At 63.4% G+C, this 21,154-nt stretch carries 19 protein-coding genes; 17 read left to right on the forward strand and 2 right to left on the reverse strand.

Features of this window, described 5'->3' with window-relative positions:
* Window positions 1-21 precede the first annotated feature (21 nt).
* From pth to IGS61_RS20245, 15 genes are all read left to right on the forward strand, one after another.
* Window positions 22-606, forward strand: coding sequence for an aminoacyl-tRNA hydrolase (gene pth, locus IGS61_RS20175; RefSeq protein ID WP_076565268.1), 585 nt, complete (start codon window positions 22-24; stop codon window positions 604-606).
* Window positions 607-822: 216 nt separating this feature from the next.
* Window positions 823-1,914, forward strand: coding sequence for a redox-regulated ATPase YchF (gene ychF / locus IGS61_RS20180; RefSeq protein WP_086145737.1), 1,092 nt, complete (start codon window positions 823-825; stop codon window positions 1,912-1,914).
* A gap of 110 nt (window positions 1,915-2,024) precedes the next feature.
* Window positions 2,025-2,948, forward strand: a complete 924-nt coding sequence (locus IGS61_RS20185) for a glycosyltransferase family 2 protein (protein ID WP_230541276.1) — start codon at window positions 2,025-2,027, stop codon at window positions 2,946-2,948.
* 57 nt (window positions 2,949-3,005) lie between these two features.
* Window positions 3,006-3,554 carry a dTDP-4-dehydrorhamnose 3,5-epimerase family protein gene (locus tag IGS61_RS20190; protein ID WP_230541277.1) on the forward strand — a complete coding sequence of 183 codons (549 nt, stop codon included), beginning with the start codon at window positions 3,006-3,008 and terminating at the stop codon, window positions 3,552-3,554.
* A gap of 21 nt (window positions 3,555-3,575) precedes the next feature.
* Complete coding sequence (locus IGS61_RS20195) at window positions 3,576-4,988, forward strand: lipopolysaccharide biosynthesis protein (RefSeq protein ID WP_230541278.1); 1,413 nt, start codon at window positions 3,576-3,578, stop codon at window positions 4,986-4,988.
* Between the two features lie 109 nt (window positions 4,989-5,097).
* On the forward strand, window positions 5,098-5,616 hold the full coding sequence (locus IGS61_RS20200) for a sigma-70 family RNA polymerase sigma factor (protein ID WP_230541279.1): 519 nt from the start codon (window positions 5,098-5,100) through the stop codon (window positions 5,614-5,616).
* A gap of 51 nt (window positions 5,617-5,667) precedes the next feature.
* A complete protein-coding gene (locus tag IGS61_RS20205; RefSeq protein ID WP_230541436.1) occupies window positions 5,668-6,600 on the forward strand; it encodes a FecR domain-containing protein in 933 nt (310 codons plus the stop codon).
* A gap of 103 nt (window positions 6,601-6,703) precedes the next feature.
* Window positions 6,704-8,470 carry an ABC transporter ATP-binding protein gene (locus IGS61_RS20210; protein ID WP_230541280.1) on the forward strand — a complete coding sequence of 589 codons (1,767 nt, stop codon included), beginning with the start codon at window positions 6,704-6,706 and terminating at the stop codon, window positions 8,468-8,470.
* The gene (locus tag IGS61_RS20215) at window positions 8,464-10,230 is read left to right on the forward strand and encodes an ABC transporter ATP-binding protein (protein WP_230541281.1); all 1,767 of its coding nucleotides are present in this window, start codon (window positions 8,464-8,466) and stop codon (window positions 10,228-10,230) included. Before IGS61_RS20210 ends, IGS61_RS20215 begins: the two co-directional genes overlap by 7 nt.
* A 16-nt stretch (window positions 10,231-10,246) precedes the next feature.
* Entirely contained in the window at window positions 10,247-11,200 is a 954-nt protein-coding gene (locus IGS61_RS20220) for an ABC transporter permease (RefSeq protein ID WP_230541437.1), read from the forward strand.
* The gene (locus IGS61_RS20225; protein ID WP_230541282.1) at window positions 11,197-12,147 is read left to right on the forward strand and encodes an iron chelate uptake ABC transporter family permease subunit; all 951 of its coding nucleotides are present in this window, start codon (window positions 11,197-11,199) and stop codon (window positions 12,145-12,147) included. Before IGS61_RS20220 ends, IGS61_RS20225 begins: the two co-directional genes overlap by 4 nt.
* Window positions 12,144-12,914, forward strand: a complete 771-nt coding sequence (locus IGS61_RS20230) for an iron ABC transporter ATP-binding protein (RefSeq protein ID WP_230541283.1) — start codon at window positions 12,144-12,146, stop codon at window positions 12,912-12,914. The genes IGS61_RS20225 and IGS61_RS20230 overlap by 4 nt, the downstream gene beginning before the upstream one ends.
* Before the next feature lies 1 nt (window position 12,915).
* On the forward strand, window positions 12,916-13,890 hold the full coding sequence (locus tag IGS61_RS20235) for a siderophore ABC transporter substrate-binding protein (RefSeq protein WP_230541284.1): 975 nt from the start codon (window positions 12,916-12,918) through the stop codon (window positions 13,888-13,890).
* Window positions 13,891-13,994: 104 nt separating this feature from the next.
* Entirely contained in the window at window positions 13,995-16,442 is a 2,448-nt protein-coding gene (locus tag IGS61_RS20240) for a TonB-dependent receptor (RefSeq protein WP_230541285.1), read from the forward strand.
* Between the two features lie 296 nt (window positions 16,443-16,738).
* A complete protein-coding gene (locus tag IGS61_RS20245; RefSeq protein ID WP_230541286.1) occupies window positions 16,739-17,419 on the forward strand; it encodes a class I SAM-dependent methyltransferase in 681 nt (226 codons plus the stop codon).
* A gap of 193 nt (window positions 17,420-17,612) precedes the next feature.
* Here the strand turns inward: IGS61_RS20245 and IGS61_RS20250 are convergent, their stop codons facing one another.
* Together IGS61_RS20250 and IGS61_RS20255 are read right to left on the reverse strand one after the other, a co-directional pair.
* The gene (locus IGS61_RS20250; RefSeq protein WP_230541287.1) at window positions 17,613-18,443 is read right to left on the reverse strand and encodes a MipA/OmpV family protein; all 831 of its coding nucleotides are present in this window, start codon (window positions 18,441-18,443) and stop codon (window positions 17,613-17,615) included.
* A 15-nt stretch (window positions 18,444-18,458) separates the two neighbouring features.
* Complete coding sequence (locus IGS61_RS20255) at window positions 18,459-18,953, reverse strand: tetratricopeptide repeat protein (RefSeq protein ID WP_230541288.1); 495 nt, start codon at window positions 18,951-18,953, stop codon at window positions 18,459-18,461.
* A 187-nt stretch (window positions 18,954-19,140) separates the two neighbouring features.
* On the opposite strand from IGS61_RS20255, the gene IGS61_RS20260 reads away from it, so the two are divergent.
* Both IGS61_RS20260 and IGS61_RS20265 read left to right on the forward strand, forming a co-directional pair.
* Window positions 19,141-20,181 (forward strand): type II asparaginase, encoded by a 1,041-nt coding sequence (locus tag IGS61_RS20260; protein ID WP_230541438.1) that lies wholly within the window; start codon window positions 19,141-19,143, stop codon window positions 20,179-20,181.
* Window positions 20,182-20,302: 121 nt separating this feature from the next.
* Window positions 20,303-21,154 (forward strand): MOSC domain-containing protein, encoded by an 852-nt coding sequence (locus tag IGS61_RS20265; RefSeq protein ID WP_230541289.1) that lies wholly within the window; start codon window positions 20,303-20,305, stop codon window positions 21,152-21,154.

A 21,154-nucleotide genomic window follows, 5' to 3' on the forward strand; every position in this document is an offset into this window, starting at 1 on the left:
TTTTACACTGCAGACATCGCCATGCCCATACGCCTGATCGTCGGCCTCGGCAACCCGGGACCCGAATACGAACAAACCCGCCACAATGCCGGCTTCTGGCTGGTGGACAACCTTGCCAACAGCTTGCCTGGCACGCGCTTGCAGCGCGATTCGCGCTATAACGCCATGCTGGCCAAGACCTCCATCGGCGGCAAGGAAGTCTGGCTGCTCGAACCGCTGACCTTCATGAACCGCTCGGGCCAGTCCGTGGGCGCGCTGGCGCGCTTTTTCAAGATCGCTGCCGATGAAGTGCTCGTCGTGCACGATGAGCTGGACTTGATGCCCGGCATCGCGCGTCTGAAGAAGGGCGGCTCGGCCGGCGGCCACAATGGCTTGAAAGACATCACGGCCGCGCTGGGCACGCAGGATTACTGGCGCTTGCGCCTGGGCATCGGCCACCCGCGCACCCTGAGCCTGCAGCAGCAGGTGGCCGATTTCGTCCTGCACCGTCCGCGCCGCGAAGACCAGGAGCTGATCGAGCAAGCGATAGAAAAATCCTTGCAGGTCATGCCGCAGATCGTCGAAGGCAAGTTCGAGGCGGCGACCATGAAACTGCATACGGCCTGAGAACAGGGCCTGATGGCGTCATGATACGGCCGTTTTGGCGTCATTTGCCCATCATCGGGCTTTTGAAGCGCGCGCGACACGGGTACAATTGACCCCTTGAAATGCAGCACACGCACTATCCCCGGAAAAGGGCGCACCATCGACCCCGTTTTCCCTAACAGCACGGCAAGCACGCCGATAGACGGCGCCATGTGCTTTGATTATTAAAGGTTTTCCATGAGTCTCCAATGCGGTATCGTCGGCTTGCCGAACGTCGGCAAGTCCACCCTGTTCAATGCACTGACGAAAGCCGGCATTCCGGCTGAAAACTATCCGTTCTGCACCATCGAGCCGAACGTCGGCGTCGTCGAAGTGCCGGATCCGCGCATGGATGCGCTGGCCGCCATCGTCAAGCCGGAACGCATGGTCAATGCCATCGTGGAATTCGTCGATATCGCCGGCTTGGTGGCCGGTGCATCGAAGGGCGAGGGCCTGGGCAACCAGTTCCTGTCGCACATCCGCGAGACGGACGCCATCGTCAACGTCGTGCGCTGCTTCGAGGATGACAACGTCATCCACGTGGCCGGCAAGATCAACCCGCTCGACGATATCGAAGTCATCCAGACCGAACTGGCGCTGGCCGACATGGGTACCGTGGAAAAAGCCATCCACCGCGAAAACAAGAAAGCCCGCTCGGGCGACAAGGACGCGGCCAAGCTGCTGGCCATCATGGAACGCATGATGCCTTACCTGAACGACGCCAAGCCGGTGCGCGCCATGGGCCTGGACGCCGACGAAATGGAGCTGATCAAGCCTTTGTGCCTGATCACGGCCAAGCCGGCCATGTTCGTGGCCAACGTTTCCGACTCGGGTTTCACCAATAATCCGCTGCTGGATCAACTGACGGCGTATGCGCAATCGCAAAACGCCCCTATCGTCGCCATCTGCGCGGCGCTGGAAGCGGAAATCGCCGATCTGGACGACGCCGACAAGGGCGCCTTCCTGGCCGACATGGGCATGGAAGAGCCGGGCCTGGACCGTCTGATCCGCGCCGGCTACAAGCTGCTGGGCCTGCAAACCTATTTCACGGCGGGCGTGAAGGAAGTGCGCGCCTGGACCATCCCTGTGGGCGCCACGGCGCCACAGGCGGCGGGCGTAATCCACACCGACTTCGAACGCGGCTTCATCCGCGCGCAAACCATTGCCTATGACGACTTCATCGCCTACAAGGGCGAAGCGGGCGCCAAGGAAGCGGGCAAGATGCGCGCCGAAGGCAAGGAATACGTGGTCAAGGATGGCGACGTGCTGAACTTCCTGTTCAACGTCTAAGGACAGATGCTTGCTGGCGAGCGCCAGCAAGCTATTGCATTTGTCCATTGCGAAATGCCGCTCAATGTATTTGGGCGGCATTTTTTTGTCTGTGATGTGAAAGGTCTGTTATGGCGTCAGAGAAACAACCGCTCGTTTCCATTGTCATGGCCACGTATAACCGGAGCAATATCCTCGGCTATGCGATTCAATCGGCACTCGCCAGTACCTTGCAGGACTGGGAACTGATTATCGTCGGCGATTGCTGCACCGACGATACCGCCGAGGTGGTCGCCGCGTTCGGTGACGCGCGTATCCGCTTTGTGAATCTGGAGGTCAATTACGGCGAGCAGACGGGACCCAACAATCTCGGCATCAGCCTGGCGCGTGGCAACTATCTGGCATTCCTGAACCACGATGACCTGTGGTTGCCTGATCATTTGCAAAGCAGTATCGATCTCCTCGAACGCACCGGGGCCGAGCTGGTCTTTGGCCAGGGACTGGTGGTCTTGCCTGTCGGATATCACATGGTGGGGGCGCTGGCGGATGGTGTGCAAGCGTACCGTCCGTGGATGGACGTGCCGGCTTCGCTGTGGGTCATGCGGCTGGAGCTGGCCCGGCAGATCGGGCCATGGCAACCATCATGGGAAGTGCGCTGCTGGCCGTCGCAAGCCTGGTTGCACCGCGTGTATCGCGCGGGGCGGCCGATGCTGGCCCATCCCCGCATCGGCGCCATCCTGATCCAGTCTGGCAGCCGCAGCAATGCCTACCTGGAGCGGCAGCACGGCGAGCATGCGTACTGGTGGGCGCACATGCAAGATCCGTTCAATATTCTGCAGGCTGTTACCACGCTGTATGGCAAAGTGGGCCATGAGCGCCTGATTGCGCCGCTACTGTCCGCCCTGACGACCTTGAAAGCTTTGTCGCGCCGCCTTTGCTATATGCTGGGCTTGTGGCCGCCGCATCCCGGGTTCTGGCTCAAGTATTGGCGCAAAGGCACCTTTTTACGTGAATTGCGCCGCCGCCGGGGATTGAATGACATGCCGCGGCGATAGATAATACCGTTGCAATACATAAGAGCATTTTTATAAAAATTTCTAGGGGTAGATCTGGTGGCTGAGAAAGATAACTGGTTGTTGGCTGGCGCGAAACAGGATGGCGAAAGCATTACCAAGGAATGGAAGCCGACGGCGCCTGCCTTGATTGATGGCGTGATCTTTCAGGAAATTAAGCCTGTCTTGACGGCATACGGCAGCCTGACCGAAATTTTCCGTACTGAATGGGTGCCCGATGCGGCGCAGATCGGCCAGATATTCGCCTCGACCCTGGAGCCGGGCGGACTGAGCGCCTGGCATGCGCATGCCATCACGACGGACCGCCTGTTCGTGGCGGCGGGCCAGATGCGCGTGGTGCTGTACGACGCGCGCGAGGATTCGCCGACCTTTGGCATGCTCAACGAATTCAAGCTGGGCACCAAGCGTCCCGGCCTGCTCGTCGTGCCGCCGCGTGTCTGGCATGGCGTGCAGAATTACTGCGGCTCGCCTGCCATCCTCGTCAATGCGGTGGACCATGCGTATCGCTATGATGCGCCGGACCACTGGCGCGTGCCGGCCGATTCGGACACGGTGCCGTATCGCTTCTCCAACGACAGGCATGGCTGAGATGCCCGGGCCGGCTGAACGATGCGCCTGACTCGTCTCGCGGGTTTTTCAGCCGGCCCCATTTTGTCGCTGCTGTGCAGCCTTGCCACCGTGCCTGCCGTGGCCTGGCTGTTTCCGCCTGCCGACATCGGCAAGCTGGATTTCTTCATGACCGCCTGCACGGTGGCCGGTTTGTTGCTGTCGCTGGGGCTGGACAAGGCCTTCCTGCATGAATACCACTACAGCACGAGTCGTAGCGGCTTGCTGAAAGCATGTTTGCTGCCGGCCGTGCTGCTCGCGCCCGTGGCCCTGGCCGTGATACTCGTGTTTGCGGCGCCGGTAGCGCAACTGTTATTTGATGTGGCGCAACCTGCATTGGCCATCCTGTTCGCTGCCGGCATGCTGAGCGCCCTGGCCAATCGCCTGATCGCGCAGCTCTTTCGCATGCAGGAGCGCGCCTGGGTATTCGGCCTGGCGCAGGTATTGCCGAAAATGTCGCTGCTGTTGCTGCTGCCTGTACTGTGGTGGGATCCGCAGCGCAATTTCGTGCACCTGGCGAGCCTGGTCGTGGTCACCACCTGGCTGGTCACCTTATGGCTGTTGTGGCATGCACGCGTATCGCTGGCGCAGGCCTGGCGCGCCGCCGTGGACCGGGTGCTGCTGCTGCGCCTGCTTTCCGAGGCGGGGCCACTGCTCGTGAGCGGGATTTTTTATATGTTCATGTTGTCGGCCGGCATGGGCTTGCTGCGTTTCTTTGCCGGCTTTGACGAGCTCGGTATTTATGCGCTGGCCATGCGCGTGGCCGCCGGGGCCTGGCTGGTGCAGTCGATTTTTACGATCGTCTGGATACCGCAAGTACACAAATGGGCCGCGGCCGGCGGCGACCTGTCGAATATTGTCGCCATTTGCCGGCATGCGCAAGCCATCGTCGTAGTGGGATTTTGCCTGGCGGGCGCCCTGGCCTGGCTGATCGTTTGGGTCTTGCCTCCCAACTACCATGGCGTTGCGTACCTGGCGGTGGCCGCCGTGGGCCAGCCGCTGCTGTATGCCCTGGCGGAAGTGAGCGGCGTCGGCATCAATCTGGCCCGCCGTCCTTCACTCTCCATCGCAGCCTTCGCGGCAGGCTTGCTGACGACGTTGCTGGCGGGCGCCGTGCTGGTGCCGCGCTGTGGCGCCACGGGCGCCGCCGTGTCGCAACTGCTGGGTTTTCTCGTGTATTTTGTCGTCAAGACGGAACTGGGCATGCGCGTCTGGCGTCCGCTGCCGCGCCGCTCGCTCTACCTGAGCGCTTTCCTGCTGTCGCTGCTGGCAGCGGGCCACGCGTTCTTTGCCCACCGCCTGGGGGCGCTTGCTCCGCTGGCGTGGGGCGCGCTGCTCGCTGCCGCACTGTACATCTACAGGCCGTCGCTGCGGGCCGCTTTCAGGCTGTTCAAGCCCGCCCGGCAGCAGGGCTGACAGCGGGCCGTATTGCGCTTTCCTTGTGACTCCGCGTACAATGAGAATAATTCTCATTTATAATCCGATGCGCCTGTTCTTGCCGGCCGTTGGCGACAGGAAGGGTATCGTGAGCACCGCCGAGTCAGCGCTTCATCAGCAAGTCAGCAGTCTGTACACCGATCACCATCAGTGGTTGCGTGGCTTGCTGCGGCGCAAGCTGGGCAATGCCTTCGATGCTGCCGACCTGGCGCACGACGTGTACCTGCACCTGATGAAGACGGGGCGCGTGCCGCCGGCCGGGGAATCGCGCCGCCACTTGACGCAGATTGCCAACGGCATGGTCATCGACCTGTACAGGCGCCGCCAGATCGAGACGGCTTACCTGGACGTGCTGGCCCTGGTGCCCGAAGCGCTGGCGCCGTCCGAGGAAGAGCGCGCGCTGGTGATCGAGGCGCTGACGGAAATCGACGCCGTGCTGCACCAGTTGCCCGCCAAGGCGCGCAAAGCCTTGCTGATGTGCAAACTGGACGGCCTGAGCTACCGCGACATCGCCGCCGAACTGCAGGTATCCGTCTCGTCCGTGGAAAAATACATCGCCGCCGGCTTGCTGGCCTGCTACCAGGCCCTGCACGGGCAGGGCGGCTGAACCGTGGAAGTGGTGATTGCACCCGCCATCGTGCAGCAGGCGGCCCAGTGGATGGCGCGCCTGTGGTCTGACGACGCCAGCGACGAGGACCGGGCCGATTGCGCCCGCTGGCGCGCCGCCCATCCGCACCACGACCTCGCCTGGCAGCGCCTGCAGGCGTTCGAAGGCAAGCTGCACAGCGTGCCGCGCGACGCGGCCCGGCACGCGCTGCGCGAACCGGCACCGGCCGCCTACCTGAACCGCCGCCAAGCCCTGAAACTGCTGGCCGTGCTGCTGCCCGTGGGCGGCATGCTGTATGCGGCGCGCGGCACGGATGCCTGGCAAGCGGCCACGGCAGGCCACGGCACGGCCACTGGCGAGATCCGCGAGATTACCTTGCCTGACGGTACGCGCGTGATGCTCGCTTCCGCTTCCGCCATCGACGTGCGCTTCGACGCCAGCGAGCGCCTGCTGATCCTGCGCAGCGGCGAAATCCTCGTCACCACGGCCCACGATCCCGATCCGGCGCAGCGGCCGTTCCGCGTGCAGGGCCGCCACGGCACGGTGCGGGCGCTCGGTACGCGTTTTACTTTACGACAAGACGAACACACGTCGCGCGTGGCCGTGTTCGAGGGCGCCGTCGAAATACGCCTCGCGCATGCGCCGGGCCACGCCGTGGGCATCGCCACGGGCTACAGCTCCATCTTCTCGGCAGACATCGTGCAATCGGCCGCCCCCGTGCCGGCCAGCGCGGCGGCCTGGACCAAGGGCGTGCTGGTGGCCGACAACATGCGCCTCGATGCCTTGCTCGCGGAACTGGCCCGCTACCGGCCCGGTCTGCTGCGCTGCGATCCGGCCGTGGCCGGCTTGACGGTCAACGGGGTGTTTTCCCTGCGCGACACGGACCGCGCGCTGCACAACCTGGCGCTGGCCTTGCCCGTGCAAATCCTGGCGCGCACGCGCTATTGGGTCACGGTGCAAGCCATGCCCCAGGCCGCTGCCTGACAATTTCGCGGGGCCGATTGAGGGTTTTGCATTCTCGTTCGGGATATAGGGTAAGAGCCACCCTTATCCATTGAACTTATGCACGTTTTTCCCCGTTGTTCCCATGAGTAGCCCAAGCCCTCAAGCCGGCCCCATCAGCCGGATACTGCGTCCCATCCGCGGGCGCCTGATCGTTGCCGCCGTGCTGGCCGGCACCGGTTCCATGCTGACCCTGGTGCCGCTGGCGGGCATCGCGCACATCGCCAACATCGCGCTGAACCCTGCGCTGGCGCAAGGTGGCCTCTGGCCCACCATCATCGCCAGCGTCGCTAGCCTGTTCCTCGGCATGGCGCTGATGGCGCTGGGCGAGCTGGCCGCGCACCTGGCCGACAACCGCCTCACCCATCAACTGCGCCTGCAAGCCATGCAGCGCCTGGGGCAAGTGCCGCTGGGCTGGTTCACCGGCCGGGCCTCGGGCGAAGTCAAGCAGGCGATGCAGGATGACATCAACACCCTGCACAGCCTCACCGCCCACTTTTATACGACGACCGGGCGCGCCGTGGGCGCCATTGCCATTTCCGTCATTTACCTGTTCGCCATGGACTGGCGCCTGGCCCTCGTCGCGATCTTGCCGTTTCCCGGTTTTTTCCTGTTCTTCGGCCGGGCCATGAAGGCCAGCAGCGGCAATATGGCGCAATTCGTCGCCGGCATGGGGCGCATCAACAATGCCGTGGTGGAGTTCGTCAACGGCATTCCCGTGGTCAAGGCCTTCGGCGTCACGGGACGCGCGCACGGCAGTTACCGCGCGGCCGTCGACTCTTTTGCCGATGCATTTTCTGCCTTCACGCGCCCGCTGGTCGGTTCGATGGCCAATGCCAACGCGCTGATCGCGCCCGTCGCCGTGCTGGGCGTGGTGGTGCTTGCCGGCACCGTGTTCGTGGCGCTGGGAGCGATGGCGCCCGTGGATATCCTGCCGTTCGCCCTCGTGGCGCCCGGCATTTCCGCGCCGATGCTGCTGCTGCATTACCTGACGCACGACCTCAACAACGCCACCGGTGCTGCCCAGCGCGTGCTGGCCTTGCTCGATACGCCCGTGCTGGCGCAGCCGGCGCCGGATGAGCAACAGTTGCCCAACGGCACCGAGATTCGCATGGAGAACGTGGGCTATGCCTACGACGGGCAGAACAAGGTGTTGTCAGGCATCAACCTGACCTTGCGCCCTGGCACGGTGACGGCCATCGTCGGCGCTTCCGGTTCCGGCAAGTCGACCCTGGCGCGGCTGCTGCTGCGCTTTTTCGACCCGACCGAAGGGCGCATCACGCTCGGCGGCGTCGATTTGCGGCATATCGCCACGCCCGAGCTGTACCGGCGCATCGGCTTCGTGCTGCAGGAAGTGCGGCTGATCCACGCCAGCGTGCGCGAAAACATCGGGCTGGGCAGGCCATCGGCCAGCTTGCAGGAAATTGAAGAGGCGGCGCGCCTGGCGAACATCCACGAACGCATCCTGGCCTTGCCGCGCGGCTACGATTCCGTCATCGGCGAGGATGCGCAACTGTCCGGCGGCGAACTGCAGCGCGTGAGCATCGCCCGCGCCGTGCTGCTCGACCCGTCCGTGCTGGTGCTCGACGAAGCGACGGCCGCGGCCGATGCGGAAAACGAAGTGGCGATCCAGGATGCGCTGTCGCGCTTTACCCGGGGCCGCACCCTGCTGGTGATCGCGCACCGGCTCGACACCATCATGCACGCCGACCACATTATCGTCGTCGAGAACGGCGCCATCGCCGAGCAGGGCAGCCATGCCGGATTGCTCGCAGACAAGGGCCGCTATGCGCGATTGTGGACGCTGGGCGGCTATCAGGATTCCCCGGAAGAAACGGTGCTGCCATGCTGAAGACATTCATACAATTGCTGGGCGACGATGCGCCCGTGTTCCGCCGCTACTGTGCCATGGCGCTCGCGTACGGCGTGCTGAGCGGCTTGACGATCACGGCGCTGGTGCTGGCCCTGGGCAGGCTGCTGGGCGGCGACGCAGGCGGCGCGGCCCTGTGGCTGCTGGTGCTGCTGGCCGGGCTGGTCGCGTGCTGGGGCTGGCGGCGCCAGGTGGAAAAAGCCGGCGTGCGCGTGGGCGTGACGGTGCTGCAAGGGGCGCGCCAGCGCCTGGGCGACCATGTGGCGCGCCTGCCCGTCGGCTGGTTCACGCCGGACAACACGGCAAAACTGGGCCACCTCATCACGCAAGGCATGATGAACGTGGCGCAACTGCCCGCCCACGTACTCACGCCCGTGATCTGCGGCGCCGTCACGCCCGTGGTGCTGCTCGCCGCGCTGTTCGCGCTGCACTGGCAGCTCGGTCTCATCGCGCTGCTGGCGCTGCCCCTGCTGGCCAGCGCTTTGCGGCTCACGGCGCACCTGGGCCAGCGCGCGGACGAAGCCTATCACCACCATTTTGCCCGGACCAGCCAGCGGCTGGTTGAGTTTGCGCAAGCGCAATCCGTCTTGCGCGCCTTCAGTGGTGACGGCGGCGGCGACGGCACGCGTTTCCTGCAGCAAGCCATCGATGGGCAGCGCCATGCGGGTACGAGGCTCATTTACCTGTCGGCACTGTCGTCGGTGCTCAACGCCTGGGCCGTGCAAGCGATCTTTGCCGCCTTGCTGGCTGCCGCCGCGCTGTGGCTCGATAGCCGCCTTGGCGGTGCGCTTGAAACGGCAGAAGCCATCGCCGTCATCGTGGCCTTGCTGCTGGTGGTACGCTTCGTCGACCCGCTGCAGGAAGTGGCCAGCTACGGCGAAGTGCTGCGCGGTGCACGCGGCCCGCTCGATGCGGCGCGCGATATTTTCGCCGTGCAGCCGCTGCCGGAAGCAGGCAGGCCGCAGGCGCCGCGCGATGGCGCGGTCGAGCTGCGCAAGGTGCACTTCCGCTATGCACAGGATCAGCCCGACGTATTGACGGATATCAATCTGCAGATTGCGCCCGGCAGCATGACGGCGCTGATCGGCGCTTCCGGTTCCGGCAAGACGACCCTGGTGCGCCTGATCGCGCGCTTCTTCGACGCCAGTGCAGGCGCGGTGCTGGTGGGCGGCGTCGACGTGCGGCACATGTCCAGCGAACAATTGGCAGGGCAGATCAGCCAGATCTTCCAGGACAGTTATCTGTTCCAGGGCAGCATCGGCGACAACATCCGCCTCGGCAAGCCCGGCGCCACCGATGCCGAGGTGCTGGACGCGGTGCGCCAGGCGGGCGTGGCCGAGATCATCGCCCGCCTGCCGCAGGGCCTCGACACCCCCGTGGGCGAGGGCGGCGCGCGCCTGTCCGGCGGCGAACGCCAGCGCATCGCGATTGCCCGCGCGCTGGTCAAGGATGCAGCGATTTTGCTGGTCGATGAAGCGACGGCCGCGCTCGACGCGGAAAACCAGGCCGCCATCGCCGAGGCGCTGGCGCGGCTGCGCGGCAAGCGCACGGTGATCGTCATCGCCCACCAGCTGTCGACGGTGGCCATGGCCGACCGGATCGTCGTGCTCGATGGCGGCACGCTCCGCGAGCAGGGCGCGCCAGCCACCTTGCGCGCACAGGGCGGCCTGTATGCGCATTTCCTGGCCCAGCGCCAGGCGGCCAAGGGCTGGCGCATCGCCTCCGCCGCACGGCAGCCATGAACGGGATGACGATTTGATACAGGCGCGTCTGTTTTTCGTCTTCCTGCTGCTGTGTGCGGCTTCGCTGCTGGTCGGTGCGAGGCAGATGGAGTGGGCGCAGCTGTTTGCACTGTCGGACGCGCTGTTCGCCGATGCCTGGCTGACCCTGACGGCCAGCCGGCTGCCCCGCTTGGCGGCGCTGGTGCTGACGGGCGTGGGCCTGTCCGTGTGCGGCGTCATCCTGCAGCACATCGTGCGCAACAAATTCGTCGAACCGGCCACTTCGGGCGGCCTCGACGCGGCCAAGCTGGGCATTCTCGTGTCGCTGACGGTAGTTCCCACAGCGGGCACGGCGGGCAAGATGGCGTTCGCGCTGGCCTTCTGCCTTGCCGCCAGCTTCGTGTATGTGGCCCTGATCCGCCGCATCCGTTTCAAGAACACGATTCTGGTTCCCGTGATCGGCCTCGTGTATGGCGGCGTGCTCAGCGCCGTGGCCGAGTTTTATGCCTACCGCAACAACATCCTGCAAAGCATGCAGGGCTGGCTGCTCGGCGATTTCTCGAAAATCGTCCAGGGCAACTATGAAATCATTTATCTGATCTTGCCCATCGTTGCCCTCACGTATCTGTACGCGCAGCGCTTTACCGTGCTGGGGATGGGAGAAGGCATGGCTACCAGTCTGGGCCTGAACTATGGCGCCACGGTGGCGCTGGGCCTGATGCTGGTGGCCGTCACGGTGGCGGCCACGGTGATCACGGTAGGGGCGATCCCGTTTGTCGGCCTGGCCATCCCGAACCTGGTGGCCTTGCGCTACGGCGACAACCTGGGCCGCACCTTGCCCCTCGTCGCGCTGGGCGGCGCTTCGCTGCTGCTGGCCTGCGACATCGCCGGGCGCTTGCTGATCTACCCGTTCGAGGTGCCGATCGGCCTGACGGCGGGCGGCGCGGGCGGCCTGCTGTTCCTCATATTGATCATTCGGGGGCGGCGATGAGGCGGCTATTTAATCTGCGGACGCTGTGGCTGGCCGTCGCCATCCTGGCGCTGATTTTTCTTTGCGTTGGCGCAAACTTCGACGTCGATTACATCATTCCGAAGCGCCTGGCGCGGCTGGCCGCCATCGCCATCGGCGGCGTCTGCGTGGCCGTGTCTTCGATTGTTTTCCAGACCATCGCCGGCAACCGTATCCTGACGCCGGCCGTCATGGGCTACGAAGCCGTGTATCTGCTGCTGCAGTCGCTGCTGGTTCTCGTCATGGGCATGCACAGCGTGGTGCTGCTGGGGCAGAACGGCAATTTTGTATTGTCCATCGTGCTGATGCTCGCGTATTCCTGGGCCATCCATTACTGGCTGTTTCGTGATGGCAAGAACAACGTGTATTTCCTCTTGCTGCTGGGATTCGTGCTGACGATGGTGATCGGCACGTTCACCCAATTCATCCAGCTGCGCATCAGTCCCGGCGAATTTGCCATTTTGCAAGGATTCAGCCAGGCCTCGTTCAACAAGGCGCAGCCCGCGCAGTTGCTGACCTCGGCCCTGCTGGCGGGCGCCGCCTGCGTGGCCGTGCTGAAGACCTTGCCGGCGCTCGACGTGCTGGCGCTGGGGCGCGAGCAAGCCACGTCGCTCGGTATCGACTACCGGCGCATGGTGCGGCTGCAACTGGCGCTGATCGCCGTGCTGGTGGCAGTGTCGACGAGTCTGCTGGGGCCGACAGCCTTCATGGGTATCTTTGTGGCCAACACGACGTATGCCCTGGCCCGCACGGCGCGCCACCGCGTCACCTTGCCGCTGGGCTGCGCCATCGCCATCGCCATCTTCCTTGCCGCCCAGTTGCTGGTCGAGCACGTTTTCAATTACCGGACCACGGTCGGCATCCTCGTCAACCTGGTCTGTGGCGCGTATTTCCTCGCGCTCATGGTCCGCACCCGGGGCACTGCATGATCCACGTCAAACAGATTGAAAAAAGCTACGGCGCCAGGCGCGTGCTGGACAATGTCAGCGCGCAGTTTCCCAAGGGAAAAGTGACGTCCTTGATCGGCCCCAACGGCGCCGGCAAGACCACCTTGCTGATGCTGATTGCACGCCTGCAGGAAGCGAATGGCGGCGAGATTGCGATAGACGGGCGCCGCATCGCCGATATCTGCATCGGCGACTATGCGCGGCAAGTGGCGACCCTGCGCCAGTCGCCCGATTTTCACTTGCGCCTGACGGTGGAGGAACTGGTCGCCTTCGGCCGCTTCCCTTACAGCCGAGGTAACCTGACGCCGCAGGACCGGCTAGCCATCGATGACGCCATCGCCTTTCTGTCGCTGGAATCGCTGCGCACCGCCTACGTCGACGAGCTGAGCGGCGGCCAGCGCCAGATGGCCTTCCTGGCCATGACGATTGCCCAGCAGACGGATATTTTGCTGCTCGACGAGCCGCTCAACAACCTCGACATGAAACACGCCGTGCAGATCATGCGCGCGCTGCGCCGCCTGTGCGACGAGCAGGGCCGCACCGTGATCCTGGTGGTCCACGACATCAATTTCGCCGCCAATTACTCGGACCACATCGTCGCCATGCAGGCCGGCGCCGTGCGCTTTTCCGGCCCCGCGCACGAGGTCGTCACCGAGGAACGTTTGCGCGCACTGTACGACATCGATTTCCACATCGTGCGCAACGAGCGCGGCTGTGTCTGCAATTACTTTACCCCCACAGGAGCTTGAGATGATCTGCAACAAACCCCGTCTGGCGCTGGCCATGCTGCTTGCCGCCATGGCCGTCTTGCAAGGCTGCCGCGAGAAAGCACCGCAGGCGCCTGCCGCTGCCGCCTCGCAGCCGGCGTTTGCTCCCATCACCATCGTCCATAAACTGGGTACGACGGTGATTGCGCAGCGTCCGCAGAGGGTGGCCGTGCTCGACATGAATGAAGTCGATTTCCTCGACCAGCTGGGCGTGCCCGTGGCCGGCATGGTGAAGGATTACGTGCCGCATTTCCTCACGCGCTACAGGGATGACGAGGCCATCCGCGACCTGGGCGCCATCGTGCAGCCCAATCTCGAGCATATCCACGCGCTCCAGCCGGACCTGGTGCTGATGACCTCGATCCAGGCCAACCATTACAAGGATTTGAGCCAGATTGCGCCCACGGTGCATTTCGACGTGGATTACCAGAACAGCGAGAGCAAGCACATCGACGTAGTGAAGGAGCACTTGCTGACACTGGGGCGCATCTTCGGCAAGGAGGAGATTGCTCGCCAGAAGGCGCAGGAGCTGGACGACAAGGTGGCGGCCGCGCGCAAGGTGACGCAGGAGCGTCCCGAGAGGGCGCTCATCGTGCTGCACAACAACGGCGCCTTCAGCGCGTTCGGCGTGCAGTCGCGCTATGGTTTTGTTTTCGACGCGCTGGGCGTGAAACCGGCCAGCTCGGCCATCGAGGCGGGCTTGCATGGCCAGCCCATATCCAGCGAGTTCATCCAGCAAGCCAATCCCGACATCATTTATGTAGTGGACCGCACGGCCGTGATGGAACACCGTCCCGTCATGACGGCCGAGCAGATGGCCAATCCGCTGTTGCGCCAGACCAATGCCTGGAAGAGCGGCCGCGTCGTCTTCGTCGATGCGGATGCCTGGTACATCACGGCGGCCAGCGTGACGTCGCTGAAACGGGTGATCGACGATGTGCTCAAGGGCTATCAATAATCAGCATATTTCGTAATGAGTCGCATTTGCATTGAGGGTTTTGCCTTTTCGTTCGGGAGATAGGGTGAGAACAAGCAATCACCCCCTCTGAAAGGATTTACTTTATGACCCAACGCATGGCAACGCGCCATCTTCCCGCCTTGAACCTGAGCCGTATCGCCACCGCCGTGCAACTGGCGCTCATCACGGGCTTGACCGTGGGGGCGCTGGGCGTGGCAGCACCCACCGCGTACGCGCAAGCGGCGCAGGCCCGCCAGGCGTTCAGCGTGCCGGCGGGAACTCTGGGGCTGGCGCTCAACACCTTTGCTGCCGAGGCGGGGATCGAACTGACGGTCGAAGCTAGTCTGCTGCAAGGCAAGAACAGTGCCGGCCTGTCCGGCAGTTACAGCGTGCCCGAAGGCTTTTACGAATTGCTGCGCGGACACGGTTTACAAGCCGTGCGCGAGGGCAACGGCAGCTACACGCTGCGCCGCGAACCGGCACACAGCACCGCGGCAGAAGCGGCCGCAACCATGCCTGCCGTGACGGTGTGGGGCAAGGGCAGCGCGGTGACGGAGGCGTACGCAGGCGGGCAAGTGGCGTCCGGCGGCCGCGTGGGATTTCTAGGTGACAAGGATTTCATGGAAACCCCGTTCAACACCATCAGCTATACGGATACATTCATCGAAGACCGGCAGGCGCGCGACATCACCGACGTGATTTCCGCCACCGATCCTACCGTCTTCAGCAGCGGCATGACGGGCATCATCGGCGAGAATTATTCGATACGGGGCTTCAGTTCGAATATCGGCGATGTTGCGTTTGGCGGACTGTACGGTATCTCGCCCTATTACCGCACGTCGCCCGAAATGTTCGAACGCATCGAGGTGCTGAAAGGGCCATCGGCCTTGCTCAATGGCATGCCACCGGGCGGCTCGGTGGGCGGCAGCATCAATCTCGTGTCCAAGCGCGCGGGCGATGCGCCGCTGGCGCGCGTGACGGCGTCGTATATGTCGGATTCCCAGTTCGGCGGACATGTTGATCTGGGTCAGCGTTTTGGCGAGAATAAACAATTCGGCATCAGAGTCAACGGCGTCTACCGCGATGGCGACGGCGCCATCGAGCATCAGAAAAAGAAAACCCAACTGGTTTCCGTGGGCCTGGACTGGCGCGGCAACGGTGCGCGCCTGTCCGCCGACCTGTACCACAGCGAGGACCGCGCCGACGGCTTGAACCGGGGCGTCAACCTGGCTGCCGGCTTGCCCGTGCCGCGTCCGCCGAAGCCGGAAACCTTGTTGAATCCCAGCTGGGCGTTTTACGATACCAAGGACAAGGGCGCCATGCTGCGTGGCGAGCTGGACGTGAACGCGCAGGTGATGGCGTATGCCGCCGTGGGCGCCAGCCGGGCCGACTATCAGTCGACGGGCGCATATCTGATCCAGGTGTTTAACACGGCTGGCGACTACCGCACCAATCTTGCCGACCTGGGATTTGACGTGGAGAAACAGTCGGCGGAAGCAGGCTTGCGGGGCAAGCTGCGCACGGGCGATATCGGCCATCAATGGGCCGTCAACGCCACGTATTACCACCACACGGACAAGCAGTACGGTCGCAGGAATACCCTGGCGAAAGACTGGATCACGAATATCTACCACCCCGTCTGGGGACCTGCGACGCGCTTCGATGCGCCGCAAATTTCCAAGGCAGAACTGCGCCTGGCCAGCGTCGGCCTGGTCGATACGCTTTCCTTTGCGCAAGACACCGTGCAGCTGACGGTGGGCTTGCGCCGCCAGGAAGTGCTCAGCGATAACTTCAACATCCAGACGGGCGCGCGTACCTCGCGCTATGACGAAGGCGCCACCACGCCGGCCGTCGCCCTGCTGGTCAAGGCGAGCAAGACGGTTTCCCTGTACGGCAACTACATCGAAGGCTTGAGCCAGGGCGCCACGGCGCCGTTGACGGCGGCCAACTCGGGCGAAGTCTTTGCGCCGTACAAGTCCAAGCAGGCGGAATTGGGCGTCAAGGTCGACCTGGGCGAGTTCGCGCATACGCTCAGCGTGTATGAAATCAAACGCCCCAGCAGCTATGTCGATCCCGTCAGCAATGTCTTTTCCTTCGGCGGCGAGCAGCGCAATCGCGGAGTCGACTGGGGTTTCTTCGGCTCGCCCCTGCGCGACGTGCGCCTGATGGGCGGTATCGCCTATGTCGATCCGGTCTTGAGCAAGACCGTGGGCGGCGCCAACCAGGGCAAGCAGGCAACGGGCGTGCCCAGGCTGCAGGCGAAGCTGGGCGTCGAGTGGGATGCGCCCGCCATTCCCGGCGTGACCCTGACGGCGAATGCGACGGCGGCATCGAAGCAATACATCAATGCCGACAACTCGATGTCCGTACCGGGCCGCAGCGTATTTGACCTGGGCGCCCGCTATGCCACCCGTGCCGCCGGCCGGCCGTTGACCGTGCGCGCCAGCGTGAGCAACGTGGGCAACAAGGCGTATTGGGCGCTGCCGCAATGGACCAGCCTGGGCCTGGGCGCGCCGCGCACGGTCATGCTGTCGGCAACGGTGGATTTCTGAAGGCCGTTCGCCACACCAGCTGAGCGGGCATGCCCTGCCTGTGCAGGGCATGCCCGTTATGGGAGGTCGGCGCACGTTCACGTCGGGTTCCAGCCTGAAAAATACCACTATCACAGCTGATAAATATCAACGCCTGAAAGCGCGCAGCACCAGGATCGGTGTTAATATTTTCCGAATGTTTATGAAAAAATCATATCTGTAAAGTGTGCATGCGAAGCAATACGCCATTTTGCAGGAACCGATATCGTTGGGATTTGGCTGCTCGCAGCCAGGCACAAGACTTCAAAGGGCTAGCCATGGTGATGACTTCCTTAGCGCAAACGCAATGCCAGATATTTTTGGAGGGGGAGGGCGATCGCTGGTTTGACCGCAATCGATCCACCTTGAACCAGCAGAAGTCATTCTACGAGAATGAAACGATCAAGCGCGTCCTGGCCAGTCATCGTGACCGTATCGGGCATATCCTGGAAATCGGCTGTGGCAACGGCGTCAAACTGGCGGATCTCTGCCAGTTTTTTGCGGCGCAGGGGCATGGCATCGATCCCTCCGTCGAGGCAGTGCGCGAAGGCATGGATAAATTTCCTAATATTAACGTTCAACTGGACGTCTCGATCGCGTCGCACATTCCGCACGGCGATGCCAGCATGGACCTCGTATATTTCGGCTTTTGCCTGTATCTGGTCGATCGCACGGAAATTCTCAAGGCTGTTGCCGAGGCTGACCGGGTATTGAAGAGTGGCGGGTTTCTTGCCATCCTGGACTTTGATCCAGGCTATCGCCATAAGCGGGCCTATCATCACAAGCCTGGCATTTTTTCCTACAAAACCTCGTATGCGGATTTCTTTACTGCCAGCGGTCATTATTATCTGGTCGCCAAAGACAGCTTTTCCCATAGCGAGCATTCTTTTTCGCTGGATAGTGATGAGCGGGTGTCGATCAGCATCCTTTACAAGGAACCAGATGCTTATCCTGGCTAGTCGCCTGGGCGCGCCCTTGTTCAGTACGCTTCACCACTTCGCTGTGTAATGCATTGGCGTTGTCGGCGGTGACCAGTTGGCAGAGCTTATCGATGTTTCTGGCGCCAACGATAAGGCGTAGCAGAGCAAGAGATTGGATCTCAGTTTGTCGGCGGGTATCGCGTCATGTGCTAGCACGAATAGTGTATTTTTGTCAGTCCTGACTGCGTGCCAGGCTGTCCGAGCGTTGCCATGTCCACATCAGGCCGATGCCGGCCGAGGTGCCGCTGTTCTGGCGCAGCAGGGGGCTGGCGCGGTTGGCGGCGCCTGTGTAATTGTCGTAGCGCAAAAAGGCAAAGGCGCGCCAGTCCCGGCGCAGCCGGTAAGAGCCATTCAGGCCCAGTCGCGTGAGCATCAGCCCGCTTTTCGCCGCATACGCCGGGCGTTCCGGGGTGGCGAAGGCGGGGCCGATGCCATACAAGTAATCGTTGATGGCGGCATTGCCCAGTACGGCGCCCAGGCTGGCGTCGAGGTGCCATGCCTGCTGCTTGCCTTGCAGCGCATACACGAGGCGCGGCTCGAACGTGGCGCCCTGGCGGCGCAGGCCGCCGCGCGCTTCGATGACGGCGCGCAGGGGCAGCTCCAGGCCCAGGCGGCTGTGCTGCGTCGGTTCGGCCAGCTTGATTTTCAGGCGCGGGCCAAATTCCACCAGGGTGCCCAGGTCCGGCATGCCGCGCCGGGCGGGTACGTCGCTGGACCTGGCCGGCAGCGACAGGGCAAAACCGATATCGAAATCGAGGCGATCCGTGTCGAGCAGGCGCGCGCCCACGCCGGAGCGGTCGGCGCGCAAGACTTTCCCGCGATAAATCAGATAGGGCAGGGCCAGGCTACGCGTCGAGCGCTCGCTGGCGCCCGGATAGGCGGGCGTGACGGCCGCGCCGCCGAAGACGCCTGCTTCCCATAAGGGTAGCGCTGGCTCTGCGGCGCACGCGGACGCCACGGCGAAGAGGGGAGATAGGGCCAGCAGCGTGCGTGTCACCCGCATCGGCATCCCCTTGTGCTAGGGCGGCGTGCCGCAATGCTTGCCGACCGGCAGCGATTCCCGGTCGGCAAAGGCGCCCAGCGCCCCCGATTGAGGCCCGCCCAGTTCATTGCGCACTGCCAGGGCTTCCGTCGCCTTGCCCTGGCGTTCATATTGGTCGATCAGCGCCTTGTAGCTGAGGGCGCTCGAGTATTCGCTCTTCTTTGCCAGCGCGATGGCCTGGCGGAAATGAAATGCGGCCGCATCGTAGCGGCAAGCCCCGCTGGCGGCGCGTCCCGCCTGGTGATGCAGCCGCGCCTGCCAAGCGAAGTCGCCCCGGCCCAGTTCGACATTGTCGACGGCCGCCTCGTAGCTGCGCATGGCCTGCGCCCAGTCGCCCTGGCTGGCCGCCTCGCGCGCGAATTGCTCCTGCTGCGCCGCCATGCGCAGTTCGCTTTGCGTGGAGCAGGCATTGAGCGCCATCAAGATCAGCGGCAGGATGAGGCAAGAGCGGAAGGACAGGAGTGTGGACATGGCGCCACTGTAGCGCAAACAAGGGCGCGCACGTTTGCGCGATACGCATGAATTGGGGATTTACCCGCGCATGGATGACATATAATTTGCACACGACGTTGTTATTTTTGACAGTACACTTCACGGGAGCACCATGTTTTCACGCAAATTCCATTCTTGTGCACAGCTGATGCTGGCTACCTTGCTGATGGGCTTTATCGCCGCTGCCCCCGCACGCGCGCAGCAAGCCGCCGTCAAATTGCCGAATGTGGTGATCCTGGCCACGGGCGGCACCATTGCCGGCAGCGGCGCCGACAGCACCACCACCGTTGGTTACACCTCGGCCACCGTGGGTGTCGAGCGCCTGATCGCGGCCGTGCCGGAACTCAAGAAAGTGGCGAATGTCAAAGGCGAGCAAGTGTTCCAGATCGCCAGCGAAAGCATGGGCAATAGCCACTGGCTGGCCCTGGCCAAACGCATCAACGTGCTGCTGGCCTCGAACGACGTCGATGGCGTGGTCGTCACGCACGGCACCGATACCATCGAGGAAACGGCGTATTTCCTGAACCTCACCGTGAAAAGCCACAAACCCGTGGTGGTGGTGGGCGCCATGCGTCCGTCGACCGCCATCTCGGCGGACGGCCCCATCAACCTGTACAACGCCGTGATGCTGGCCGGCAGCAAGGAAGCCGTGGGTAAGGGCGTGCTGGTGGCCTTGAACGACCAGATCAACGCCGCGCGCGAAGTGACCAAGACGAATACGTCTACCACCGACACCTTCAAGTCGCCGGAACTGGGCATGCTCGGCTACATTCAGGGCAGCAAGGCCTTCTTTTACCGCCAGTCGACGCGCAAGCACACCTTGGAAGCGGAATTTGACATCAGCAAGCTCGATGCCCTGCCGCAAGTGGACATCGTGTATGGCTACGCCAACATGAACCGTGTCGGCATGGACGCCTTCATTGCCGCCGGCGCCAAGGGCATCATCCACGCGGGCGTGGGCGATGGCAGCGTAGCCGCGCAAATGAAGCCGGCTCTGGTGGAAGCGCGCCAGAAGGGCGTGCTGATCGTGCGTTCGAGCCGCGTTGGCCAGGGCATCGTGGCGCGCAATGGCGAAGCGAACGACGATGAACTCGACAGTGTCGTGTCCGACACCCTGAACCCGCAAAAAGCCCGCATCCTGCTGATGCTGGCCTTGACCAAAACCAACAGTACGCAAGAAATCCAGCGTATTTTCTACACGTATTGATCCTTGTCGCGCCAGGCCAGCCTCATCGGCTGAGCCTGGCCGATTTACGCTTGCCCGCTTTGCTGCCATACTTCGTTTCTGAATAACTTTCTGGCAGAAGCGGCAACACTGTCCCTGGTTCATGGCTATCCTGTCCGACATCATCCTGTATCCCATCAAATCGTGCGCCGGCATTCATTTGCGCGAGGCGGTCCTGACGCGTTCAGGGCTGATGAGCGAGCACGTGTTCGACCGCGAGTGGATGGTGGTCGACCCGCAGGGCCGCTTCCTGACCCAGCGCGAACATCCGCGCATGGCGCTCATCGTGCCATCCATCAAGGCCACCACCCTGGAATTGCGCGCGCCGGGCATGCTGCGCCTGGAAATCGAGCTGGGCTTGCCGCATCCGCAACTGTCACCGATGCTGGAAGTGCAAGTGTGGGACGATACCGTGCGCGCCTACGATTGCGACGAGGTCACGGCCACCTGGTTCAGTCAGGCCATCGGCGTGCCGTGCCGCCTGGCGCGCTTTCACCCGGACGTGGTGCGCGCCACCAGCACCACATGGACGGACGGCGTGGCCGCCTCGACCATGTTTGCCGATGGCTACCCGGTGCTGATCGCCGGCAGCGCCTCGCTGGCCGACGTCAATGACAAGCTGCGCGCCGCCGGTCGAGAGCCTCTGCCGATGAACCGTTTCCGCCCGAACCTGGTCATCGGCGATATCGGCGCTTTCGAGGAAGACTACGCCGAGTTCCTGCAATTCGGCGCGACGACCTTGAAACCCGTCAAGCCGTGTTCGCGCTGCCCGATTCCGTCGGTGGACCAGGCCACGGGCGTGCCCGGGCCGGATCCGCTCGACGTCATGCATGGCTACCGCGCCAAGCCCGAGCTCGACGGCGCCATCTGCTTCGGCATGAATGCCATTGTCACGGATGGCGGCGATGAGCGTATTGTGGTGGGGCAGGACATCGGTTTCGAACTGGCATTTTAA

Source organism: Janthinobacterium sp. FW305-129, assembly GCF_020858115.1.
GTDB lineage: Bacteria > Pseudomonadota > Gammaproteobacteria > Burkholderiales > Burkholderiaceae_D > Janthinobacterium.

Coding starts and splice junctions, on each gene's coding strand:
- pth (WP_076565268.1), top strand. CDS start 22: ATGCCCATACGCCTGATCGTCGGCCTCGGCAACCCGGGACCCGAATAC.
- ychF (WP_086145737.1), top strand. CDS start 823: ATGAGTCTCCAATGCGGTATCGTCGGCTTGCCGAACGTCGGCAAGTCC.
- IGS61_RS20185 (WP_230541276.1), top strand. CDS start 2,025: ATGGCGTCAGAGAAACAACCGCTCGTTTCCATTGTCATGGCCACGTAT.
- IGS61_RS20195 (WP_230541278.1), top strand. CDS start 3,576: ATGCGCCTGACTCGTCTCGCGGGTTTTTCAGCCGGCCCCATTTTGTCG.
- IGS61_RS20205 (WP_230541436.1), top strand. CDS start 5,668: ATGGCGCGCCTGTGGTCTGACGACGCCAGCGACGAGGACCGGGCCGAT.
- IGS61_RS20210 (WP_230541280.1), top strand. CDS start 6,704: ATGAGTAGCCCAAGCCCTCAAGCCGGCCCCATCAGCCGGATACTGCGT.
- IGS61_RS20215 (WP_230541281.1), top strand. CDS start 8,464: ATGCTGAAGACATTCATACAATTGCTGGGCGACGATGCGCCCGTGTTC.
- IGS61_RS20225 (WP_230541282.1), top strand. CDS start 11,197: ATGAGGCGGCTATTTAATCTGCGGACGCTGTGGCTGGCCGTCGCCATC.
- IGS61_RS20230 (WP_230541283.1), top strand. CDS start 12,144: ATGATCCACGTCAAACAGATTGAAAAAAGCTACGGCGCCAGGCGCGTG.
- IGS61_RS20235 (WP_230541284.1), top strand. CDS start 12,916: ATGATCTGCAACAAACCCCGTCTGGCGCTGGCCATGCTGCTTGCCGCC.
- IGS61_RS20240 (WP_230541285.1), top strand. CDS start 13,995: ATGACCCAACGCATGGCAACGCGCCATCTTCCCGCCTTGAACCTGAGC.
- IGS61_RS20245 (WP_230541286.1), top strand. CDS start 16,739: ATGGTGATGACTTCCTTAGCGCAAACGCAATGCCAGATATTTTTGGAG.
- IGS61_RS20250 (WP_230541287.1), bottom strand. CDS start 18,443: ATGCGGGTGACACGCACGCTGCTGGCCCTATCTCCCCTCTTCGCCGTG.
- IGS61_RS20255 (WP_230541288.1), bottom strand. CDS start 18,953: ATGTCCACACTCCTGTCCTTCCGCTCTTGCCTCATCCTGCCGCTGATC.
- IGS61_RS20260 (WP_230541438.1), top strand. CDS start 19,141: ATGGGCTTTATCGCCGCTGCCCCCGCACGCGCGCAGCAAGCCGCCGTC.
- IGS61_RS20265 (WP_230541289.1), top strand. CDS start 20,303: ATGGCTATCCTGTCCGACATCATCCTGTATCCCATCAAATCGTGCGCC.